This is a genomic window from Paucihalobacter ruber (assembly GCF_006494535.1).
GTDB classification, from domain to species: Bacteria; Bacteroidota; Bacteroidia; order Flavobacteriales; family Flavobacteriaceae; genus Paucihalobacter; species Paucihalobacter ruber.
On record NZ_VHIQ01000006.1, the window covers coordinates 242,162 to 263,457 of the forward strand.

At 35.8% G+C, this 21,296-nt stretch carries 21 protein-coding genes; 8 read left to right on the plus strand and 13 right to left on the minus strand.

The features are described 5' to 3' along the window. Positions 1–4: 4 nt before the first annotated feature. Together FJ651_RS12940 and FJ651_RS12945 are read right to left on the minus strand one after the other, a co-directional pair. Entirely contained in the window at positions 5–673 is a 669-nt protein-coding gene (locus tag FJ651_RS12940) for a 3'-5' exonuclease (protein ID WP_140990957.1), read from the minus strand. A 1-nt stretch (position 674) separates the two neighbouring features. Beyond that, complete coding sequence (locus FJ651_RS12945) at positions 675–2,558, minus strand: DUF294 nucleotidyltransferase-like domain-containing protein (protein ID WP_140990958.1); 1,884 nt, start codon at positions 2,556–2,558, stop codon at positions 675–677. Between the two features lie 645 nt (positions 2,559–3,203). Here FJ651_RS12945 and FJ651_RS15885 point away from each other — a divergent pair. Next, positions 3,204–3,788, plus strand: a complete 585-nt coding sequence (locus FJ651_RS15885; RefSeq protein WP_317130889.1) for a 2Fe-2S iron-sulfur cluster-binding protein — start codon at positions 3,204–3,206, stop codon at positions 3,786–3,788. A 4-nt stretch (positions 3,789–3,792) separates the two neighbouring features. Continuing rightward, positions 3,793–4,464: a hypothetical protein gene (locus FJ651_RS12955; RefSeq protein ID WP_140990959.1), complete on the plus strand. Its 672-nt coding sequence runs from the start codon at positions 3,793–3,795 to the stop codon at positions 4,462–4,464. A 91-nt stretch (positions 4,465–4,555) separates the two neighbouring features. Here the strand turns inward: FJ651_RS12955 and FJ651_RS12960 are convergent, their stop codons facing one another. Beyond that, positions 4,556–5,125 carry an NUDIX hydrolase gene (locus FJ651_RS12960; RefSeq protein ID WP_140990960.1) on the minus strand — a complete coding sequence of 190 codons (570 nt, stop codon included), beginning with the start codon at positions 5,123–5,125 and terminating at the stop codon, positions 4,556–4,558. After that, positions 5,118–6,206 (minus strand): M42 family metallopeptidase, encoded by a 1,089-nt coding sequence (locus tag FJ651_RS12965; RefSeq protein ID WP_140990961.1) that lies wholly within the window; start codon positions 6,204–6,206, stop codon positions 5,118–5,120. Before FJ651_RS12965 ends, FJ651_RS12960 begins: the two co-directional genes overlap by 8 nt. 142 nt (positions 6,207–6,348) lie before the next feature. Here FJ651_RS12965 and FJ651_RS12970 point away from each other — a divergent pair, with 142 nt between their 5' ends. The 4 genes from FJ651_RS12970 (at position 6,349) to trhA (ending at position 12,318) form a co-directional block, all read left to right on the plus strand. Further along, a complete protein-coding gene (locus FJ651_RS12970) occupies positions 6,349–7,239 on the plus strand; it encodes an ABC transporter ATP-binding protein (protein WP_140990962.1) in 891 nt (296 codons plus the stop codon). A 17-nt stretch (positions 7,240–7,256) separates the two neighbouring features. Then, positions 7,257–10,907: an ABC transporter permease/M1 family aminopeptidase gene (locus tag FJ651_RS12975; RefSeq protein WP_140990963.1), complete on the plus strand. Its 3,651-nt coding sequence runs from the start codon at positions 7,257–7,259 to the stop codon at positions 10,905–10,907. Between the two features lie 95 nt (positions 10,908–11,002). Then, on the plus strand, positions 11,003–11,692 hold the full coding sequence (locus tag FJ651_RS12980) for a DUF4294 domain-containing protein (protein ID WP_140990964.1): 690 nt from the start codon (positions 11,003–11,005) through the stop codon (positions 11,690–11,692). After that, positions 11,692–12,318 (plus strand): PAQR family membrane homeostasis protein TrhA, encoded by a 627-nt coding sequence (trhA, locus tag FJ651_RS12985; protein WP_140990965.1) that lies wholly within the window; start codon positions 11,692–11,694, stop codon positions 12,316–12,318. The genes FJ651_RS12980 and trhA overlap by 1 nt, the downstream gene beginning before the upstream one ends. Here trhA and FJ651_RS12990 read toward each other — a convergent pair. Genes FJ651_RS12990 through FJ651_RS13000 form a run of 3 tightly spaced genes read right to left on the minus strand, consistent with a single transcriptional unit; the run spans position 12,315 to position 14,162 of the window. Next, positions 12,315–12,743, minus strand: a complete 429-nt coding sequence (locus FJ651_RS12990; RefSeq protein ID WP_140990966.1) for a DUF4268 domain-containing protein — start codon at positions 12,741–12,743, stop codon at positions 12,315–12,317. The genes trhA and FJ651_RS12990 overlap by 4 nt on opposite strands. A 6-nt stretch (positions 12,744–12,749) precedes the next feature. Beyond that, entirely contained in the window at positions 12,750–13,430 is a 681-nt protein-coding gene (locus tag FJ651_RS12995; protein WP_140990967.1) for a ZIP family metal transporter, read from the minus strand. Next, complete coding sequence (locus tag FJ651_RS13000) at positions 13,431–14,162, minus strand: class I SAM-dependent methyltransferase (RefSeq protein WP_140990968.1); 732 nt, start codon at positions 14,160–14,162, stop codon at positions 13,431–13,433. Positions 14,163–14,219: 57 nt separating this feature from the next. On the opposite strand from FJ651_RS13000, the gene FJ651_RS13005 reads away from it, so the two are divergent. After that, positions 14,220–15,380 carry a THUMP domain-containing class I SAM-dependent RNA methyltransferase gene (locus FJ651_RS13005; RefSeq protein ID WP_140990969.1) on the plus strand — a complete coding sequence of 387 codons (1,161 nt, stop codon included), beginning with the start codon at positions 14,220–14,222 and terminating at the stop codon, positions 15,378–15,380. On the opposite strand, the gene FJ651_RS13010 is transcribed toward FJ651_RS13005, so the two are convergent. The 5 genes from FJ651_RS13010 to rlmD form a co-directional block, all read right to left on the minus strand. Then, positions 15,377–15,925 carry a DUF4136 domain-containing protein gene (locus FJ651_RS13010; RefSeq protein ID WP_140990970.1) on the minus strand — a complete coding sequence of 183 codons (549 nt, stop codon included), beginning with the start codon at positions 15,923–15,925 and terminating at the stop codon, positions 15,377–15,379. The genes FJ651_RS13005 and FJ651_RS13010 overlap by 4 nt on opposite strands. A 65-nt stretch (positions 15,926–15,990) precedes the next feature. Then, complete coding sequence (locus tag FJ651_RS13015) at positions 15,991–16,533, minus strand: DinB family protein (protein WP_140990971.1); 543 nt, start codon at positions 16,531–16,533, stop codon at positions 15,991–15,993. A 55-nt stretch (positions 16,534–16,588) separates the two neighbouring features. Further along, a complete protein-coding gene (locus tag FJ651_RS13020; RefSeq protein ID WP_140990972.1) occupies positions 16,589–17,299 on the minus strand; it encodes a DUF6048 family protein in 711 nt (236 codons plus the stop codon). Further along, complete coding sequence (locus FJ651_RS13025) at positions 17,274–17,801, minus strand: DUF6452 family protein (RefSeq protein WP_140990973.1); 528 nt, start codon at positions 17,799–17,801, stop codon at positions 17,274–17,276. Before FJ651_RS13025 ends, FJ651_RS13020 begins: the two co-directional genes overlap by 26 nt. Before the next feature lie 13 nt (positions 17,802–17,814). Then, complete coding sequence (rlmD, locus tag FJ651_RS13030; RefSeq protein WP_140990974.1) at positions 17,815–19,224, minus strand: 23S rRNA (uracil(1939)-C(5))-methyltransferase RlmD; 1,410 nt, start codon at positions 19,222–19,224, stop codon at positions 17,815–17,817. 134 nt (positions 19,225–19,358) lie between these two features. On the opposite strand from rlmD, the gene rocD reads away from it, so the two are divergent. After that, positions 19,359–20,639, plus strand: a complete 1,281-nt coding sequence (rocD, locus tag FJ651_RS13035) for an ornithine--oxo-acid transaminase (protein ID WP_140990975.1) — start codon at positions 19,359–19,361, stop codon at positions 20,637–20,639. Between the two features lie 292 nt (positions 20,640–20,931). On the opposite strand, the gene FJ651_RS13040 is transcribed toward rocD, so the two are convergent. Next, positions 20,932–21,294, minus strand: a complete 363-nt coding sequence (locus tag FJ651_RS13040) for a DUF2752 domain-containing protein (protein ID WP_140990976.1) — start codon at positions 21,292–21,294, stop codon at positions 20,932–20,934. Positions 21,295–21,296: the final 2 nt, after the last annotated feature.

Genomic DNA, 21,296 nt, shown 5'->3' on the forward strand with positions numbered 1-21,296 from the left:
AATTTTACAACAAACCTGCGCGCTTTCGTGACTTTAAAAAGTCGCTAAGCCTTGAGCTGTTGTGTTGTATATAATTGGTGTAAAGTTTAATAAAAATTAAAGCCGTGATATAAGCATCGCCATTGGCTGTATGGCGGTCGTGTAAAGCAATACCAAAAAAGTTAGCCAGATGATCTAAACCTAAATTTTTTGGATGTCGATTCAAAGGAATAACGCGCTCAAATAATTGCGCTGTATCGATACATTTATTTTTAAGTTTTGGTAAATTCAATCTTTCCAAAGCTGCATTTATCATCGCCATATCAAATGCTACATGGTGTGCCACAAGTACACTGTTTTCAATAAATTTTAAAAATTTCTGAATGGCATCAGATTCAGTTAATCTCGTTTCATTGCCCGATTTTCGCAATCCGTGAATAGGGGCGCTTTCTCTTTTAAAATGTTCTTGTTGAAGGTAAAGTTCTAATCCTTCCGAAGTAAAAATAGTTTTGTTCTTAACCTTAAAAGCGCCAATAGATAGTATTTTATCTGTTTTGGGCTGTAGTCCGGTAGTTTCGGTATCGAATACAATAAAGGTGGTTTCGTTAATAGAATGGGGTAGTGGTAACTTATTGATAGCCTGGTAGTCTTTCCAGAAATCGGGATATTCTTTATGTTGAAACCACTTGAACATATTACATGATTTGCGCTAGTTTAAAGCGTATTTGAATAACATTTTGTATTTCTTTTATAGGCTTAAAGGCCTGCTTGAGTTCGAGTCGGTTGGATTTGCTCAAAAATTCCAGATTTACAAATCTACCACTGTCATTGTTCTTAAGACCTTCCAGAGTTCTAAAAGTGAGCAAGGTTTTAAAAGCCTCTTTACACGATTGATACAACACCTCATTTTGAGGTTCTAAAGTTGCCAGAAGCTCAAAACGCTTGATGGTACTTTTTGGATCGTTCACGCCTTTTTCAAGTACCAGTAATCTCGCGGCATCTACCAAAGGCATCATGGCACGCGCTTTAATATCGAACTGATCGTGGTGTGCGCCGCTGTCTTCAACAATAAACTTTCTGAAAAAACTAAGCGGTGGCGGATTTTGAAGTGCGTTTAAACCGAGGTAGTTTAAAAATATATCGAATTGGTTTACTGACTTTTGAATGCTTTCAGACAGTTGCTGCTCTAAAACTTCATCGCCATAAATGCGCTTAAAATCGAAAAATATGGTGCACATCATTACAGATGCTTCCGACGGTTGCGTAATCCAGTTTTTAAATTGCGCCTGCCATTCAGAAAGAGATAAACACCATTGTGCATTGGAAGCCATCATTTTTGCCGGACATTCTTCAAAACCAACAATGGCTAAACCTTTATTGACCTGTTGGGCCATTTCCAAAAAATAGGTTTTAACCCGTTGGTACTCCACTTTGGGAACATCCTCGAAAATTAGTGCATTGTCTTGGTCTGTAAATAACAGTTGCTCTTCGCGACCCTGACTTCCCAAAGCCAGCCAAGTGAAGGCTGTTGGCGGTTGCTCAGGCATGTTGGTGATGGTGAGTTCTATCAGGCGCTTGGTAATGTTATTGTTAATACTGCTTACCATACCCGATATAAAATCTATGGGAATGTTGCTGTTTAGATAATTTTCAATAATCAGCTGTAATTTTAGCCTAATACCGGCCATTTCTTCTATGCTATTAGAGCGCTTGATTTGCTTTAACAATACGGCCGGATTGTTACTGTTAATCACAACCAAATCATGAGCAGTCACTATGCCTAAAACTTCACTTTTATTGGTGCCGTCTGCTGTAATACATAAATGCGAAATATCATTTTCCAACATGGTCATTTGGCTTTCTAAGGCTGAAATATGAGCAGAAAATGTATAAACGGGTTTACTCATAATGGTAGTTACCGGTTCGTTGATTTTAAAAAACCCGGTGGCTATTTTCGATCTCAGATCTTTGTCGGTAATAATTCCTAAAGGATGATTTTGAGCATTCGTAATGATAACAGAACCTACCTTATGAACCGTCATTAGTTTGGCAGCCTCGGCAACGCTATGTGCAGCTGAGCAGGTGATTACCGGCGCGCTGTAGGAAACTTTCTGAAAGTTTGGAATATTAAAATCTTTAATTTCAATAAGATCTGGATGGTTACCTTCAATAGCAAGGTTAGACGCAAAGGTGGTTGCCAAATATTTATGAACGTCAATATTATCTTGTATAATTCTTAGAAATTCACTCGCCGGAAGGGCATAAATAATTGATTCTTCTATGGCCGATGCTTTCAGTCGATAGACATCATTTCTTAAAATGGCTCTAATCCCAAAGATATCGCCTTCATCACAATGATCTACCAGCTGTTCGTTTCGGTACAGTCCAACAGCACCATCTTTAACCACATAAAAATAGGGGTGAAGTATATCGTTATAGTTAAACACTAATTCATTTAATTCTAAATACTTAACTTCGCATTTAGTAGCAACTGTCATGAGGTCTTCACTGCCGAGTAAATTAAAAGGCGGAAAGTCTTTTAAAAAGTCGAAAATACGCTGTGAAATGGTATTGCTCATACCTCCAAAATTACGAAATTTACTACAGAACTAAGGTGATTTTTGTCATGAAGATGAATTGAAGTATTGAAATTATTTAACAGGTGTTTTTACCATAGTGTTCAATGAGTTTTTGCACAAAGGTCTCAAAGAATAATTCTCACGCCCGTTTGCCGATAAGAATTGATAACACTGATGACGCAGAAACTTTTCAAACAATAACTTTAGCTTTAAACTTAAGTTTTGTAATTATTGTCAAAAAAGCAAAAATAAATATTAGTGTAACTCTGCTACCTCTCTGCGATACTCTTTGCAAGAATTAAAATTGAAGAAATTTTTAATAATTTAAATGACCTAAATCAATAACAATAAAGATAATGATAAATCTAAAAGTAATCTTAATAACATTGATAAAAATCATGGCATTTCATTGTTCAAATTATCATATAATTAATTTTCAATTGTGATGGATATCTCAATTTTAACATTCAATATTTTGGTTATTGTTTTTTTTTTTTTAATTTGTTGAAATTCAATAAAAAATCAAGTAATAAAAAGCATTTTCAGATTTAATTTAAAATAAGAGAAAGTTATTAAAGGTAATCATTATCTGTGATTATTATTCAAACTTATTTTTAGAGATATAAATCATCTAATAAATTTATTATGAAAAATTTAAGCTATTTTGGAGTTTTCGCAATTCTAATTTTATGTTTTACGTGTACAGAAGATACTTCTTCCACATTAACATTTACAGATATCGAAGAAAAGTATTCTTTTGCCAAACCGTTGAGTCATAAATCAAAAGAGAATATTCTGATAAAGTTTGGTAGTGTTAATAACTATGATAAGTACTTAGAAAATTTAAAAACCTTTAAAACGGATGCTACCAGTGAGTCAACAGTTCTTTCGAGAATGTTAGCCGTCTATGTGGTAACTTATAATATATTTGGAGACAATAGTAGCTTACATACTCAATTTGATTGCGCAGACGACCAGTACATTTTAGATGCAGCTTTAGAAAGCAGCATTGATTTACCTTATTCCTGTATGGCTGGGGCATGTTCAACTTGTGTTGCATTATTAAACGATGGAATCGTTGATCAGTCCGATCAATCCTTTTTGGATGATGACTGCATAGTTAAAGGATATGTTGCTCTTTGTGCAGCTTATCCAAGATCTGATATCGATATTACAACCCATTATGAAAGCGAAATGAACTGTGACCCTTTTATTATAATTAAAGATTAATACAATGAAAAATTACCTCATAAGCCTATTTTTATTAAATATTTTTATGGCATTGGCCCAAAATACTTATGTTCCCGATGAATTTGATTATTTAAACCATAATTACAAGTATTTAGATTCAAACTTTAATATCAGCATAGATTCTAGTTCGTTTAATGAAACTATTAGAAAATATAAGTTCATCGAAGAGCGTATAATAACATATCGAGATTCTCTGAGTGTGGTTTTGATGACCGAGTTTGGGGATTGGCGAAGAACTAGAATAGCCGAACTACGAATAAATTATTCTTGGGAAAGGGTTGGACATCATTTATGGAAGAAGGAAAATGAAATAAGGCAACTAGGTAAGCAATTAAATATAGAGCAACCTTACAGACTGCAAGAATTATTTTATTATCCAGAAGGCAATATAACCGTAATCAAAATAATTGAAGACTTAAGAAAGGAGTTGATTGAGAAATTTGAATCGGAAGATCTCAAAACAATGGATAATGCTAATCTTATGAAATTTGCATTTAACCGTAATCCGGATGTCTTAAATTTAAAAATAGCGATTCTTCATAGAAAAAGTATAGAAAGATTCAAAGACCGCCATGGAAGATTACCAAATGAATCAGAAAAGGAAAAACTTGGTTTAAGTTGTGGTGCTGAAAATTGTTGTCAATTAGACAATTGATTAAGTTTTAGCGTTGAACAATATTAAATTAATTTAGTTTTGTCCACTACCATTAGCCAGATAAAAGAATATAGTTTGAATTGAAACACTCTTAAATTTTTAACGACTTCTTAATTTTTTGTACTATAAATAAATAGTAGTCTCGGTTTTCACCAACAAAGTGATTATTGGTTTGGCTATGGGTTAAAAGATACAAAAACTCTGAAATTGAGATTAATTTTAGAGCTTCTACTTCTTCATCATCCGGTTTAAGTTCTTCAATATTTACGGTTAATTCTGCGATAAACACATGATGAAATTCGTAGTCTTTAATTTGTCCGTTATTGTAATTTTTACAGTGTTTGTGAATGCCAATTTTGGTGAGTTGTTCAGGTTTTAATAACAATCCGAGTTCTTCACGAGTTTCTCTAATGGCAGCATTTATGAGCGATTCACCGGCGTCAACATGACCGGCAGCGGACACATCCCATAGAAGTGGATAAATACTTTTTTTATGCGAGCGTTGTTGAAGTAGAATTTCTCCATTTTTGGTGTAAAGCCAAAGGTGAATGGTATTGTGATACCAACCGTTGCGGTGCGCATCGTCTTTAAGAGCAACTTTACCCGTGGGCGCACCGCTTTCGGTGACGATATCTATATATTCTTCTGAAGTTTTATTCAAAATAACTAAACTTTTCTCCACTTTTAATATTGAGTAAAGATTCGTAAATTAACCTGATGACGTTTTCAACATCATCTTTATGAACCATTTCAACCGTTGTATGCATATATCTTAACGGTAAGGAAATCAACGCTGAAGCCACCCCGCCGTTGCTGTAGGCAAAAGCATCGGTATCGGTGCCTGTGGCTCTTGATAATGCCGAGCGCTGAAACGGTATTTTGTTCTTTTCGGCGGTATCGGTGATTAAATCTCTTAATTTTTGCTGCACAGCCGGAGCGTAAGCTACCACCGGACCTTTACCAATTTCGGCATATCCCTGAATTTTTTGGTTAATCATCGGGGTAGTGGTATCGTGGGTAACGTCGGTAACAATGGCTACGTTTGGTTTAATGGTTTGTGTAATCATTTCAGCACCACGCAAACCAATTTCTTCTTGAACTGAATTGGTGATGTATAAACCAAAAGGTAGTTTCTTTTTATTTTCGTGAAGTAATCTGGCTACTTCTGCAATCATAAAACCTCCCATACGGTTATCGAGCGCACGACAAACAAATTTATCGTTGTTTAAAATATGAAATTCGTCAGGATAGGTAATCACACAGCCTACATGAATGCCCATTTTTTCAACTTCGGCTTTGTCTTTGGCACCAACATCAATGGTAATGTTTTCGGGTTTTGGCGCTTCTTCTTTAGATTTATCCCGTGTATGAATGGCAGGCCAGCCAAACACACCTTTTACAATGCCGTTTTTGGTGTGAATGTCTACAATTTTACTCGGCGCAATTTGATGATCGCTGCCGCCGTTTCTAATAACATAAATCAAACCGTTATCGGTGATATAGTTAACGTACCACGAAATTTCATCGGCATGACCTTCAATCACCACCTTGTAATCTGCTTCGGGATTAATAACGCCAACTGCTGTTCCGTAAGTGTCTGTTATAAAAGTATCAACGTAAGGTTTTAAATATTCCATCCATATTTTTTGTCCGTTCCATTCGTAACCGGTAGGAGCTGCATTATTCAAATAGTTTTTTAAAAACTCCATTGACTTTTTGTTGAGTACGTTCTTTTTCGCCATTAATATGTATATTTAAGGTTTTTGAATTGGTTAAATGTTTGTAAAATTAAAATGATTTTTCTGAAAAGCCTATACAAACTGCACAAAGCTTGTAACAAATTTTTAAATAGTGAGTCCAATACGTAAATCCAATTAAATCGTTATGCAATTAGTAATAAAAAATCTTACCAAAACTTATAAAAATGGCGTAAAAGCCTTAGATGATATCAATATTGAAATAGGAGCCGGTATGTTTGGCTTACTTGGTCCTAATGGTGCCGGTAAATCTACCTTAATGCGCACCATTGCCACCTTACAAAGTCCCGATTCAGGCAGTATCACCTTTGGCGATATCGATGTGCTGAATGATAAAATGGCTTTAAGAAAGTTATTGGGTTATTTGCCGCAATCGTTTGGTGTATATCCAAAATTGTCGGCCGAAGCTTTGCTGGACTATTTCGCTACCTTGAAAGGTATTTCATCTAAAACAGAGAGAGAAGCTATTGTAAAAGAAGTTTTAGAAATTACTAATTTATACGATGTTAGAAAAAAACATGTAGCAGGATATTCTGGTGGAATGAAACAGCGTTTCGGCATCGCACAATTACTGCTCAATAACCCAAAATTAATCATTGTAGATGAACCTACTGCAGGTTTAGACCCGGCCGAACGTCATAGATTTCTTAATGTTCTGCGCGAAGTTGGCACCAATTGCACGGTAATTTTTTCAACTCACATTGTTGACGATGTGAAGGAATTATGCAAGGAAATGGCTATTCTAAACGGTGGAAGAATTTTACAACATAGCACACCGGCACAAGCTACTCAGGAATTGGAAGGAAAAATCTGGACCAAAATAATTGAGCGCGATGAGCTTGAGGCCAACGAAGCCATGTACAACATATTATCTTCTAATTACAATCAGGACAATACACTTAACATTAGAGTTTATAGCGATGAGCAACCGTCGTCTGATTTTAAACGCGCCAATGCGCAGTTAGACGATGTGTACTTTATTGCTTTAAAAGGTGATATAGAAAATCCTGTTGTTTAATTACTTAAAGATATCTCATGTTTTCAACCATATTTAAACACGAATTTACCTATTGGATTAAAAAACCGGCAACCTATATCTACTGCGCTATCTTCTTTGTGTTGGCGGTATTTTTAGCGGCGTCTTCCGCAGGTATTTTCGATAGTATTACTGTAACCACCGGTTCTTCGAACATTGTAAACTCGCCAATTGCTATTAACGGACTTTTTAATGCGTTAACTATACTTATTTTCTTTTTGTTTCCCTCGATAGTTGGGGTTTCTATTTATAGAGATTATAAGAGTGAAATGCATACTATTTTATATTCATACCCTTTTACAAAAGCCAATTATTTGTTTGCTAAATTTTTTAGCGCTATTCTGGTAGTAACCCTTATTGTGATTGCCATTGGTATAGGAATGTTTATTGGTTTTAGACTTCCCGGTACCAATTCAGAAATTGTTGGTGCCTTTAGTTTACAAGCCTATTTACACAGTTATTTGGTGTATATCTTACCTAATATTTTGTTGTTTGGTGCCATTGTTTTTGCGGTGGTAACTTTTACCAGAAATATTGCGGCGGGTTTTATAACCGTAGTTTTAATTTTATTGGCGCAAGGATTACTTGAAAGTTTGTTGGGCACACCCGATAACAGATATCTGGCAGCCTTGCTGGATCCGTTTGGGGCATCGGCACAAAACTACTACACGCGTTACTGGACAGTAGCCGAGCAAAACGAACTGCAATTGCCATTAAAGGAAGTCATCATTTACAACAGATTGCTTTGGTTGGGAATTGCAACCTTAATTTTTGGTGCGGTTTACAAAGTGTTTAGTTTTAGTCAGAATGCCATTAGTTTTTCATTTAGAAAACAGAAGGGTGAACGCTCAACCAAGTCTAATTTTGGGGGTATTACCAGAATTAAATTACCTGTGGTTAATTATGATTTTTCATTTCTAAATAATTTAAAAAACAGCTGGAAACACTCTAATTTGGATCTGGTTTACATTATTAGAAACTGGCCGTTCATTAGTATTGTTTTGGTAGGTTTGATTTTAATCCTTATCGGACTTTCGGAAGTTGGAAATATTTTCGGAACTAAAACATTACCTCTTACATGGAAAATGTTGGAAGGTGGTGGTGTGTTTACCCTGGCCATTAATGTTTGTACTTTTTTGTATGCCGGCTTGTTGGTACAACGCGCTAAAATAGCCAATATGAACCATTTGTTAGACGTGACACCAACACCAAACTGGGTTGTTTGGTTTTCTAAACTTTTGGCACTACTTAAAATGCAACTCATCATGCTGTTTGTAGTGATGCTGTCCGGTATTTTGTTTCAAATGTATAGTGGTTTTTACCAGTTCGAATTAGGTCAATATCTCTATCAACTATTTGTTTTAGATTTCATTTCCTACGCGATTTGGGCTTTAATGGCCTTATTCATTCAGGTATTAATAGGCAATGCGTATTTAGGTCTCTTTGTTTTACTCGTGCTATGGATTGGTATTCCGCTTTTAAGTGCCGCCGGAATTGAGCAGGATATTTACAAATACAACCAAGGTCCGGGTTATTCATATTCTGATATGAACGGCTACGGAACCTCTTTCTGGCCTTACATGATTTATAAATTCTATTGGCTATTGGCAGGGTTAATATTTTTGGTATTGAGTGCATTACTTTGGGTTAGAGGATTACCTCATTCGTTTAAAGAGCGCTTGCGTATTGCCAAACAACGCATGAATGGTACGGCCATTATTTCATTGAGTGTTTTAACAATAGCCTTTTTTGGTATTGGTTATGGCCTTTACTACGAAAACAATGTTAAAAATACCCGTACATCGGCGAAGGAAAGTGAGTTACAAGCAGTAGAAAGAGAAAAAACCTATAAGAAATATTTGCAAACACCACAACCAAGAATTGTTGCGGTTAATGCTAATCTGCATATCTTCCCTGACAAACTAAATTTTGAAGCCGGAGCCAATTATTTAATGGTAAATAAAACCAATCAGCCTATTGATACCCTGTTTCTAAACACTAATGGCTATATTAACACTTACGAGTTTAGTACAGAGAATGAATTGGTTGTTAATGATACGGTCAACCGCATACAATTATACAAGCTGCAAAAGGCTTTATTACCGGGTGACACTTTGTCTTTAGAAGTTACTGTTAAGAATAAATCCAATAGCAAATTAAGAAAACGCTCACCGGTGCTGTATAACGGTACTTTTATCAATAACTTTCAAATATTTCCATCGTTTGGTTACTCAACCGGTGGTGAATTGCGAGACGATAAAACCCGCGAGAAGTACGATTTACCTCCCAATCCTTTAAAACCGCATCCTTCAGATAGTACGGCCCTGGGTGATACTTATATTTCTAAGGACGCCGATTGGATTGATTTTGAGGCAACCGTTAGTACTTCAAAAGATCAAATTGCCATAGCACCGGGATATTTACAAAAAGAATGGGTAGAAGGTAACCGTAAATACTTCCATTACAAAATGGACAGTAAAATATTGAATTTTTATGCCTTTATTTCTGCTGAATTTGAGGTAAAAAAAGACAAGTGGAACGATATTAATCTCGAAATCTATTACCACAAAGATCACACCTACAATTTAGATAGAATGATGAACGGATTGAAAGACGCATTAAAATACGCCTCCGAAAATTATAGTCCGTATCAACATAAACAAGCCAGAATTATCGAGTTTCCTCGTACCATGGGTAGTTTTGCACAGGCGTTTCCAAATACCATTCCGTTTTCTGAAGCCATTGGTTTTATTGCCGATGTTGATGACTCTGAAGAAGGAGGTGTAGATTATCCGTATTCGGTAACGGCTCACGAAATTGCACACCAATGGTGGGCACATCAGGTAATTGGAGCCGATGTATTAGGAGCTACTATGTTGTCTGAAAGTTTGTCAGAATATACCTCATTAAAAGTGCTGGAACAGAAGTACGGCAAAACCAAAATGCGCAAGTTTTTGAAGGATGCCTTAGATGGCTATTTGTTACAGAGAACGTTCGAGAGAAAACGCGAGAAACCCTTAATGTATAACGACGGTCAGGGTTACATTCACTATCAAAAGGGCTCGTTAATATTTTATGCCATGAGCGATTATCTGGGTGAAAAAACTTTGAATAATGCATTGAAAACCTATGTGTCTAAAGTGGCATTTCAAGAACCGCCTTATACAACTTCGATAGAACTAGTTGATGAACTCAGATCTGTAACGCCAGATTCGCTTCAATATCTCATTAAAGACATGTATGAAACTATTACCCTTTACAGTAATAACATTGTAGATGCCAAATACAAAAAGTTAGATAACGGTAAGTATGAAGTTGAAATTGAATTTAATGTGAGCAAATATCGCAACGACGATCTGGGTAAAACCTATTACAATGAAACAGAAAGCGATACTTTAAATTACAAAACCGAAAGTATGCGTAAGCCAATCTATTCAGCACCATTAGCAGATTATTTAGATATTGGGGTGTTTGGAGACAAGCCCGAAGATTCAGACGAGCCCGAAGAATTGTATTTAAAGAAACATAAGGTCACAACCATCAATAACAAACTTGTTATTATTGTTGATAAAGAGCCTAAAGAAGTTGGTGTTGACCCCTATAATAAACTCATAGATACCAATTCTGAAGACAACAGGAAGCAGTTGTAATCATTTTATTTTTAAAAAGAGGCTAATTTTAGTACGTTGAAGTACAATCGGCATTAAATTTGCATTTTAGAATAGGACACTGTTTTTAAAATCGCATGTTGAAGTTATTACCGTACATATTCGTTTTCAGTTTCGCTTTTGGCTGGTCTCAGGTCATTCCGAAGAAAAAAGATACCACACATGTGGAATACTTTTACATTGAAGGTGATAGCTTGGCTATGGATGCCATTTATTTAGACGAAGTGAGGATTTTAGAGAATTTAAAATTCCTTAATAAAGATGAGCGCATTAATTATTTAATATTAAAACGAAAAACTTTAAAAGTGTATCCTTATGCCAAGTTGGCATCTGAAAGATTGGTGGCTTTAAACGAGCGACTTGAGCAATTAGAAACCAAGAGAGAACAGCGTCGATATTCCAAAATAGTGCAAAAATATATCGAAGAAGAATTTTCGGCAGAATTAAAAAAACTCACCAAAAGCGAAGGTCAGATTTTAGTAAAACTTATTCACCGACAAACCGGAACTTCGGCCTTTGATCTAATCAAACAACTTCGTAGCGGTTGGAGAGCCTTTTGGTATAACAACACAGCGTCTTTGTTTGATATTTCACTTAAAAAGGAATTTAATCCGTTAGATCAAAAAGAAGATTTCTTTATTGAAGATATCTTAGAACGCGCTTTTCAGAGTCAGCAGTTAGAACGCCAAAAATCGGCTTTTTATATAGATTATTTTAGTCTAACCGACAAGTGGCTCAATCAACCTACAGTAACACCAAAAGATTAATGCGAATTCAAACCAGTCAGGAGGAATTTTTAAATGCTGTTACCCATGGTTTAGGAGTTATTTTGGGCATTGTAGCTTTGGTTTTAATGTTGCTAAAAATAAACAGTGCCGAAGGATTACAAACTTTTGCAGTGGTTACCTATGCCTTATCAATTATCATACTTTTTACGGCTTCAACCTTATATCACTCGGTTAATAACGAACGTAAAAAGCATTATTTCAGAATTGTTGACCATATCAGCATTTATATGCTCATCGCCGGTACTTACACACCGGTTTTATTGATTACCCTGGCTGAATCAAGAGGTTGGCCATTGTTTTGGTCTGTTTGGGGTATTGCCGCTTTTGGAGTGGTGCTAAAATTGTTTTTTACCGGTAAATTTGAAGTGTTTTCAACTTTGCTCTATTTGGTAATGGGTTGGTTAATTGTTTTTGATTTTTCAACCTTGGCCGATATCATTGGATCTGACGGTATTTTATGGCTGTTTGCCGGTGGTTTATTCTACACGGTTGGCATTGTTTTTTATGCCATTCAAAAAATTCCGTATAACCACGTGATATGGCATTTGTTTGTTTTAGGAGGCGCCATTAGTCACTTTATGATGATTTACCACTACGTCATCTAATTGGTGAAGACTTCACGAAAATCTTCGAAGAACAATTCAAATTTTGGCATCGTTTTGTTAAAAAACAGCATCACTTCCTGCCAGTTGTTTTTGTTGTGAATGGAGACTTTTTGTTCCAGTTTTACAAACATTCGGGAAATCTCCTTGCCATTTTCTAATAGGTAACATTCTTCAAATTTAGCTTCGGGTAAATAGTCTTCTAAAATCACAGATTTTAACGACAGAAGTTTTTCCCAGTTCTCGATGCGCTGTTCTAAATCGCCCTCAATATCTAAGCTTACCCAAGCCTGTTTGGTGTCAAAATAAAATTTAAAACTAAAGTCTTTAATTTTTGTATTGTAAAGCAACCATTTTGTTGGAAATGACTTTCCGAAGCTTATCCAAAATTCTTCACGTAAACGTTTAGAGTCTTCTTTGCTGAACATTTCAATCTAAATAAAATAGGCGATTATAATACCTAACAGGATGGCAAATAATTTTGAAAAGTTGAATTTATGACCTTGGTCAGATTCAAATAAAATAATGGTAGAAATATGCAGAAAGATGCCAATTACAATGGCATTAATATAACTGATATAGGCCTCCAACCCTTCAAAATAAAATGACACAAAAGTTCCCAGAGGCGTCATTATCGCAAACACTAATAGGAATAACAAAATTTGTGACATTTTAAATTTTGACTTCACCAAAAATGCCGTTATTAAAATTGCAATAGGTATTTTGTGCATTAAAACCCCAAACATCATGCTATTGTGCTGGTGTAACGGGAAACCTTCTAAAAAGCTGTGAATGCATAAGCTTATAAATAATAACCAAGGAAAATCATTAGAGTCGCTGTGGTGATGTATATGGCCATGCTCAGCCCCTTTAGACAGTGTTTCTAAAACAATTTGCAGAGTAATGCCCAACATAATAAAAACACCGGTAGCTTTACCTTCAAGATGATGATAAACATCGGGTAATAAATTAAATAAAGTGAGCGACAATAAGAAGGCACCGCTAAAAGATAGTAGTAATTTAATGGGCCATTTAGAAGAAATGCGGTTTTTTTTTGTGAAGATCACCAAAAGTCCACCGAATATAACCCCAAGAAAAGGCAATAAATAACTCATTTATTTAAAAATCATGATTAAACGTTCAGACTTGTTTTTGTAGTATTTGTTGAGCTGATAATCCCCGAATACATCTAATAAGTAAATATCGAGTTTCTCAAACATTTCTTCAAAATCACCAAGATTAAATGCTCTTACACGTTCGGTAAAATTATAATCCTTCTTGTCGTGTTGAAAGCTAATGTCTTTATAGATAAAACCATTTTCAAAATAGCGCTCAATTTTAAATTCTATACCATCCATGACTTTAGTTTCAGACGCAATTAGATTAGGAATAACCACATCAGCATTCATGAAATCCATGACAGCAAATCCGTTTTCGTTGAGGTTTTTTTTAATCGCCTCAAGTGTTTTCACGTTATCGGCTTCATCATCAAAATAACCAAAGCTAGTGAACAAATTAAATACACCGTCAAAGGTTTTTCCGAAAGGCATGGTCATATCGTGCACCTTAAATTGGAGCTGCTCATTTTCAAACTTTTTGGCAAATGCAATGCTGTCTTCAGATAAATCGGCGCCTGTAACGTGATAACCCAATTTGCTTAAATACAGCGAATGACGACCTCGACCGCAAGCCAAATCTAAAATGTTGGCATTTTCAGGAAAATTGAGATAATTGGTAATATTGGTCATGAAAACACCTGCTTCATTGTAGTCCCGGTCTTTGTATAAAATATGATAATAAGGCGTATTAAACCACGTAGTAAACCAATTTGATTGTTGTTTTATCATTATCTCTGAATGTAGCCGCAAAAATACTTTATTTTTGCTTGAAATTACAGTAAGGGCATGAACAATAATTATAAAATGGTTGCGAAAACACTCTTTGGTTTTGAAGCACTGTTGGCGGAGGAGTTAAAGCAATTAGGAGCTGTTAATATAGTTAGCGGTGTAAGAAATGTGCAATTTGATGGTGATAAAGGATTTATGTATAAAGCCAATTTAGCTTTGCGAACAGCCATTAAGATTTTAAAACCAATTGAAAGCTTTACTGTTAAAAATGAAGAAGATTTATACCGAAAAATTTACGATATAGATTGGACACCCTATTTAAAATCAACGGGTACTTTGGCGATTGACGCGACAGTTCATTCCAATTATTTTAAACATTCTCAATATATTTCGCTTAAAACAAAAGATGCAATCGTCGATAAATTTAGAGATAGTACAGGAACACGACCTAATGTAGATTTGCGTTTTCCTGATATGAAGTTAAACGTGCATATAGACGAACATCATTGCACGCTTTCACTTGATACTTCCGGCGAATCGCTTCATAAACGAGGCTATAAACTGGCTACCAATATCGCGCCAATAAACGAAGTACTTGCGGCGGGATTAGTAATGTTGAGCGGATGGGATGGTCAAAGCGATTTTATGGATCCTATGTGCGGTAGCGGTACTATTTTAATTGAAGCCGCTATGATAGCCTGTAACATTCCACCAAACCTAATGAGAAAGGAATTCGCTTTTGAACGCTGGCCGGATTGGGATGTAGATTTATTTGAAAAAATAGAAGAATCTTTATTGAATAAAACCCGTGAATTCCACTACAAAATTATGGGTTATGATAAAGCGCCTTCGGCCGTCATGAAGGCTCAAGAAAATGTAACAAATGCCCACTTAGAGGAATACATTACCGTTAAACACGAAGATTTTTTCAAGACACAAAAAGCAGGTGACGGCAAGTTGCACATGGTTTTTAATCCGCCTTATGGAGAACGACTAGATATTGACTTAGAGCAATTTTATGCGAATATTGGTTCGACCTTAAAACACGGGTACCCCAATACCAATGCCTGGCTTATTACTTCAAATCTGGAAGCCTTAAAGTTTGTTGGTTTAAGACCATCGAGAAAAATTAAGGTGATGAATGCCAAATTAGAAGCCAAGTTCGTTAAATACGAAATGTATGAAGGTAGCCGAAAAGCAAAAAAACAAACCGATTAAAATATTCTTTTTTCAGATTTGGGATAGGTTTTAAAAAGTTGCTTAACTAATTCGTCAATATGTTCTTTAAGTGCCTTTTTTGGTTTGTTAAGACTGCATTCAATTGAGGCTTGCCAGATAATCTCGTTCGTTTTGTAATCAGATACATATGTTATTAAGGTTTCTTCGAGGTAATTACGTTCTTCAATTTTACATTCTTTCCAGTAACCTAATGCATTTCCCTCTTCACAATCAACAAAAGATACGGTGTTTTCAGTCAAGGTTATTGTAAAACCTACTTGTAATTCGGGATTGAGCACATTGGTTCTATGTTCTCTTTTTTTCATTTCGTATTCAACGGCATCAGCAAGGTAATTACGTATGGTTTTATTGTCGTAATTTGGTTGACTGGTGTATTCAACAAACAAATCGTCTATACATAATACAAAAGTGCTGTATTGGTTAAAATCCACATCGAGATTATAATCGAACATAACTTCTTGCGTGCTGGCACAACTTAAATTAAGTAGTAATAACGCTCCCAGATAAAATTTAAAAAGTTTCATAGCGACATTAGGTTAAAATACTTATCTAATTTAGATTTTATATTTTACATAAATTATGACTAATGTCAATTAGGCTTTAAATCTGAGTAATATTCTTTTAAACTATTGGTGTGATGAATGACATGGTGAATGGTCCACATCAATAATTCTCTAACGGGCATTTTTCCCATTAGCGGATGTGGCAAAATTAGCGCATCTAAATGCTTATCCTGCAATTTTTTGGTTTTGTATTGCAATTTTTTGTTTTCCATTTTAAGCCGATTTAATAGATAGGTTTTATCGCTTAATGGTGGAATTTTCATAGCTTCGGAAGGTTTAAAAGTAGCATTTTTGGCTTCTGAAAGTCTTTGGTTATATCTTCTAACCACTTCATCGTAATTTCTTACAGCTCTATTGGCGGTACCAAATTTATACTTGATAAAAAAACGAGGTAAACTTAACGCGTCGTTTAAGGCTTTGATACTTTGTAGCAAATGTAAGGCTTGCTGCCCGGTGGTCCATTTTCCTTCCGGACCTTGTAACCAAAGTTCATTAGGTTGGTTTTCCAGAAAGTTGAACAAGTCCAGGTGCGCTTGTTCCAGTTGTTCAATAATGGTTTCCTTTTCCATCTACCGAAGTTTTATTAAAATTAATCATATTCCGGAAGATTTAAAAATAATTTTACTACTTATCGCGCTTGTAAATGGGTATTAAATAAGAAATATTATAGCCAAAACCAGCACCAAAACTACTATTGCTATAGGTACGATTAAATCCGGGAATGTAAAGGTTTTCAAAGTTGCTTGGTTTGGTATTCGACAACAAGAATTTTAGCTGCACGTTAAATCCAACATATAAATTGGGTAGCACTTGTACTTTGGTACCCAGAATAATTTCGGTCCAAAGCGCGGTGAGGTTGCTGAATTTCTCGCCTTCATTGCTGCTAAATTGTTGATTCCAGAACAGGTTATTGACGTCGTAAATAGTAAACCCGTTGATATCTTGACTAAAGGTAGCTGCACCAATTCTGAACCCGGCAAAAATCATATTTTCCATATCTAACCAATTCTGGTAGAGGTTATAATCAATACCACCACGTAAATAGCTTCCGCTGGCGGTGCTTCTTAAGAAATCGGTGGTGGTGATTTTTTCTTCAAAACCTATTTCACCGGCAATGTATATTTTTTTGTTCAGTCTAAAGTCGGCATTGACTTCAAATCCGGTGTAATCTTCGTCGTAAAATGAGCGTGCCAGTTTAAACACATCACCGCCAATACGCAAACCGTATTTTTCTTTGTAGATGGGCTCTGTTATGGTAATGGTGTCTTCCTGTGCCTGAAGGTTTAAAAGACCACCTAATAAACAGATATTAATGAAACAGAGTAATGTGCGCATTTAATTCGTTTTCAATGTTTTCAATATTTATAGTTCGGCCTAAAATCCACTGATTGTCATCGCTTTCAATCTCAACACCAATGCTGTTAAAAATGCTTTTAAAACCACAGGCTCTGTTTACATAAACAAATTCGGGTATGTAGGTAATTGTAATAATATCAGTGTTTGAAGTCGTATTTGGATTGTTATCTGAATCAAAATCGGCATCTCTAATAAGTTTAAATCTTGAGGTAGTGTTTTCGCCTTCGGTTACAATTCTTAAAGGAAGTGCCAATTCGTTGGTAGTGGTGCGTGAAATGAGTGTATTAACATTGTTACCTTCGTCATCGATTCCTATAACAGTAAGTTGCCTAACGTTTTTGCTGTCTTCAAAATTGGCAATATCGTTAAATTCTATAATCAATCTGGGAGTAGTGGCTGTACTTTCGGGACAAATATCATCGCGCTCGCAGGTATAGACCAATCCTATCAACAACAGCAGTAAAACAGATGTTCTTTTCATTCTTTGTTTTAACTTATTTCAGTGTTAAAAGTACAACATTTTCAACATGGTGTGTTTGTGGAAACATATCTACAGGTTGTACTTTTTCAATATTATAAAAATCCTTCATCAGCGCTAAATCTCTGGCCTGAGTAGCGCTGTTACAACTAACATACACTACTTTTTTTGGCAAGATATTTAATATTTGAGCCACCACGTCTTTATGCATGCCATCTCTTGGCGGATCTGTTATAATTACATCGGGGTGGCCGTGTTGTGATATAAAGTTATGGTTGAAAACAGATTTCATATCACCCACGTAAAACTCAACGTTGGTAATGCCGTTTAATTGTGCGTTGGTTTTAGCGGCTTCAATAGCGTCGGGTACGGCTTCAACACCAATTACTTTTTTTGCCTTTTTTGCCACAAACTGCGCAATGGTTCCCGTACCGGTGTAGAGATCGTACACCAGCTCACTGCCGGTTAAACCTGCAAAATCTCTGGTTATTTTGTACAACTCGTAGGCTTGTTTTGAGTTGGTTTGGTAAAAAGATTTGGCGGTTATTTTAAATTGTAAGCCTTCCATTTCTTCGGTGATATAATCTTTACCTTTATAACAAACGACTTCTTGATCGTAAATCGTGTCGTTAGCTTTTTCGTTGATGACGTATTGTAAAGAAGTAATTTCTTTAAAGCTTTCGTTCAGATAATCTAACAAAGCTTTCCGGGCGTTTTTATCTTCCTTGTAAAATTGAATCAGTACCATAACGTCGCCGGTTGAAGCAGTTCGTATCATTAAGCTTCTTAAAAATCCGTTTTGATTTTTCGGGTCGAAAAACTCTAGATGATTAGATACTGCGTATTGTTTAATAGCGTTTCTAATAGCATTTGAAGGATCGGGTTGTAACCAGCATTCGTCAATGTCTAAAATTTTATCCCACATTCCGGGTATGTGAAAACCTAAGGCATTTTTATCGTTGACGTTTTTACTTGAAGTAATTTCTTCTTTTGTCAACCAGCGATTGTTTGAGAACGAAAACTCCATTTTATTTCTGTAGAAATACGGATTTTCGCAGCCCAGAATGGGTGATACTTCGGGCAGCGACAAATGACCAATTCGGATAAGGTTGTTTTCAACTTCCTTTTGTTTGTAATATAGCTGATGTTCATAACCCATGTTTTGCCATTTACAGCCGCCGCAAGTACCAAAATATTTACATTTGGGTTGGGTACGTTTGGGCGATAGTTCATGAAAGTTAACAGCAGTGCCTTCAAAATAAGATTTTCGTTTTTTGAAGGTTTGTATATCAACCACATCACCCGGTATGGCATTAGACAAAAAGATAACCCGACCATCGGGCGATTTGGCAACAGATTTACCTTTGGCACCTGCATCAATGACGGTAACCTGGGTAAAAATTTTATTAGGTTGTTTTCTTGGCATGGCGCAAAAATAGTATAAAATGCTGCGAATTTTACCAAATTTCAACTTAGATTTATTAATTTGCAACACCTTTAAAACGGATGATTTCTCTCCACAAGCAGGAATTGCTTAATTATTCATTTAAACAATTATTTATGATTCATTTAGAGTCTATTACCTCGCAAGAAGCGATGGCTTTAGAGAACAAGTACGGCGCACAAAATTACCATCCGCTGCCTGTGGTTTTAAGTAGAGGAGAAGGTGTATTTGTGTGGGATGTTGAGGGTAGAAAGTATTACGATTTTCTTTCGGCCTATTCATCATTAAATCAAGGTCATTGTCACCCAAAAATTGTAGACGCCTTGATAGAACAGTCTAAAAGATTAACACTTACCTCGCGTGCTTTTTATAATGATATGTTGGGTCGTTACGAAAAATACGCCACTAACTATTTTAAATACGATAAAATGTTACCCATGAACTCGGGTGCTGAAGCCGTTGAAACAGCAATCAAACTTTGCCGAAAATGGGCGTATGAGGTAAAAGGAATAGATATTAACAGGGCTGAAATTGTGGTATGCGAAAACAACTTCCACGGAAGAACCACGACTATTATTTCATTTTCAAACGATCCTGTGGCCAGAAAACATTTTGGTCCCTATACCGACGGGTTTATCAAAATACCTTATAACAACATTGAAGCTTTAGAACATGTTTTGAGCACCAACCCTAATATTGCCGGCTTTTTAGTGGAGCCCATTCAAGGCGAAGCAGGCGTTTACGTCCCAACCGAAGGTTACTTAAAACAAGCCAAAGCGCTTTGTGAAACATACAATGTGTTATTTATTGCAGACGAAATTCAAACCGGTATTGCGAGAACGGGTAGGCAATTGGCAACTTGCGGAAATTGTACTTGCCCAAATAAGGATTGCTCAAATACGCCCGATGTAAAGCCCGATATTTTGGTTTTGGGTAAAGCCTTGAGTGGTGGCTTATATCCTGTTTCGGCGGTGATGTCTTCCAATGAGATTATGAATGTGATTCAGCCCGGTAATCACGGCAGTACCTTTGGTGGTAATCCTGTGGCGGCTGCGGTTGCCATGGCTGCCCTTGAAGTTGTTAAAGAAGAAAAATTAGCCGAAAATGCCTACCAACTTGGCGAGCTTTTTAGAGCTGAAATGAATAAATACATAGCTAATAGTAACATTGTTAAACTAGTAAGAGGAAAAGGTTTGTTGAACGCCATTGTTATTAACGATGCTAAAGATAGCGATACCGCCTGGAATATTTGTTTAAAATTAAGAGATAATGGATTGTTAGCCAAGCCAACACATGGTAATATGATTAGATTTGCACCACCTTTAGTTATGACCGAAGAGCAATTGCGAGATTGTGTGGACATAATCATTAAAACTTTAAAATCTTTTGAAGACTAATTTTGCTATAAACCTAATAGAATTTAAAACCTCACGGCTTAGTTGTTTGTGAGGTTTTTTATTTATCTAAATCGTTCAAATTATTTTTTGAGTATTCTTTTTACTTAAAAAAAATTGAAAGAAAACTTTGCGTCTTTAGCGACTTTGCGAGAAATATATATTTAAAGGCAACCGTTTCTTAAGCTGCAAAATAATTAAACTAATCCTAAATTAAACGTAAGGTATATAATTGTTACCAATTGTGCTTTACTTATGCTTTTAGGTTTGTGCGTCTAATTTAACGACTCTAAAACTAAGGCGCTAAATAACTAAAAGGTGTAAATGGCAGATTCCTAAAAATCCAAAACAAAATAATCAACACTAAAATACCTCTTGTGGTGTTTGGATGGTGTAGAAGGTTGAAATAGTTTTTTTTGAAATATTTGTTAATCGTTATTACTACGGCATCATAGATTAGTACTATTATCAGTAATATAATGAGAAGATTATGTTTAAAACCTTCTATGATGTTACCGTGTAGAAAACTGTGTAAGGCACGTTGACTGCCGCATCCGGGACAATGCCATCCTGTGGTAAGATGAAACGGGCATTTAGGAAAAATGTTAAAGTCGGCCGGATTAAATAAAAATAATAGCGATAAGACCGCGAGTGTCATTA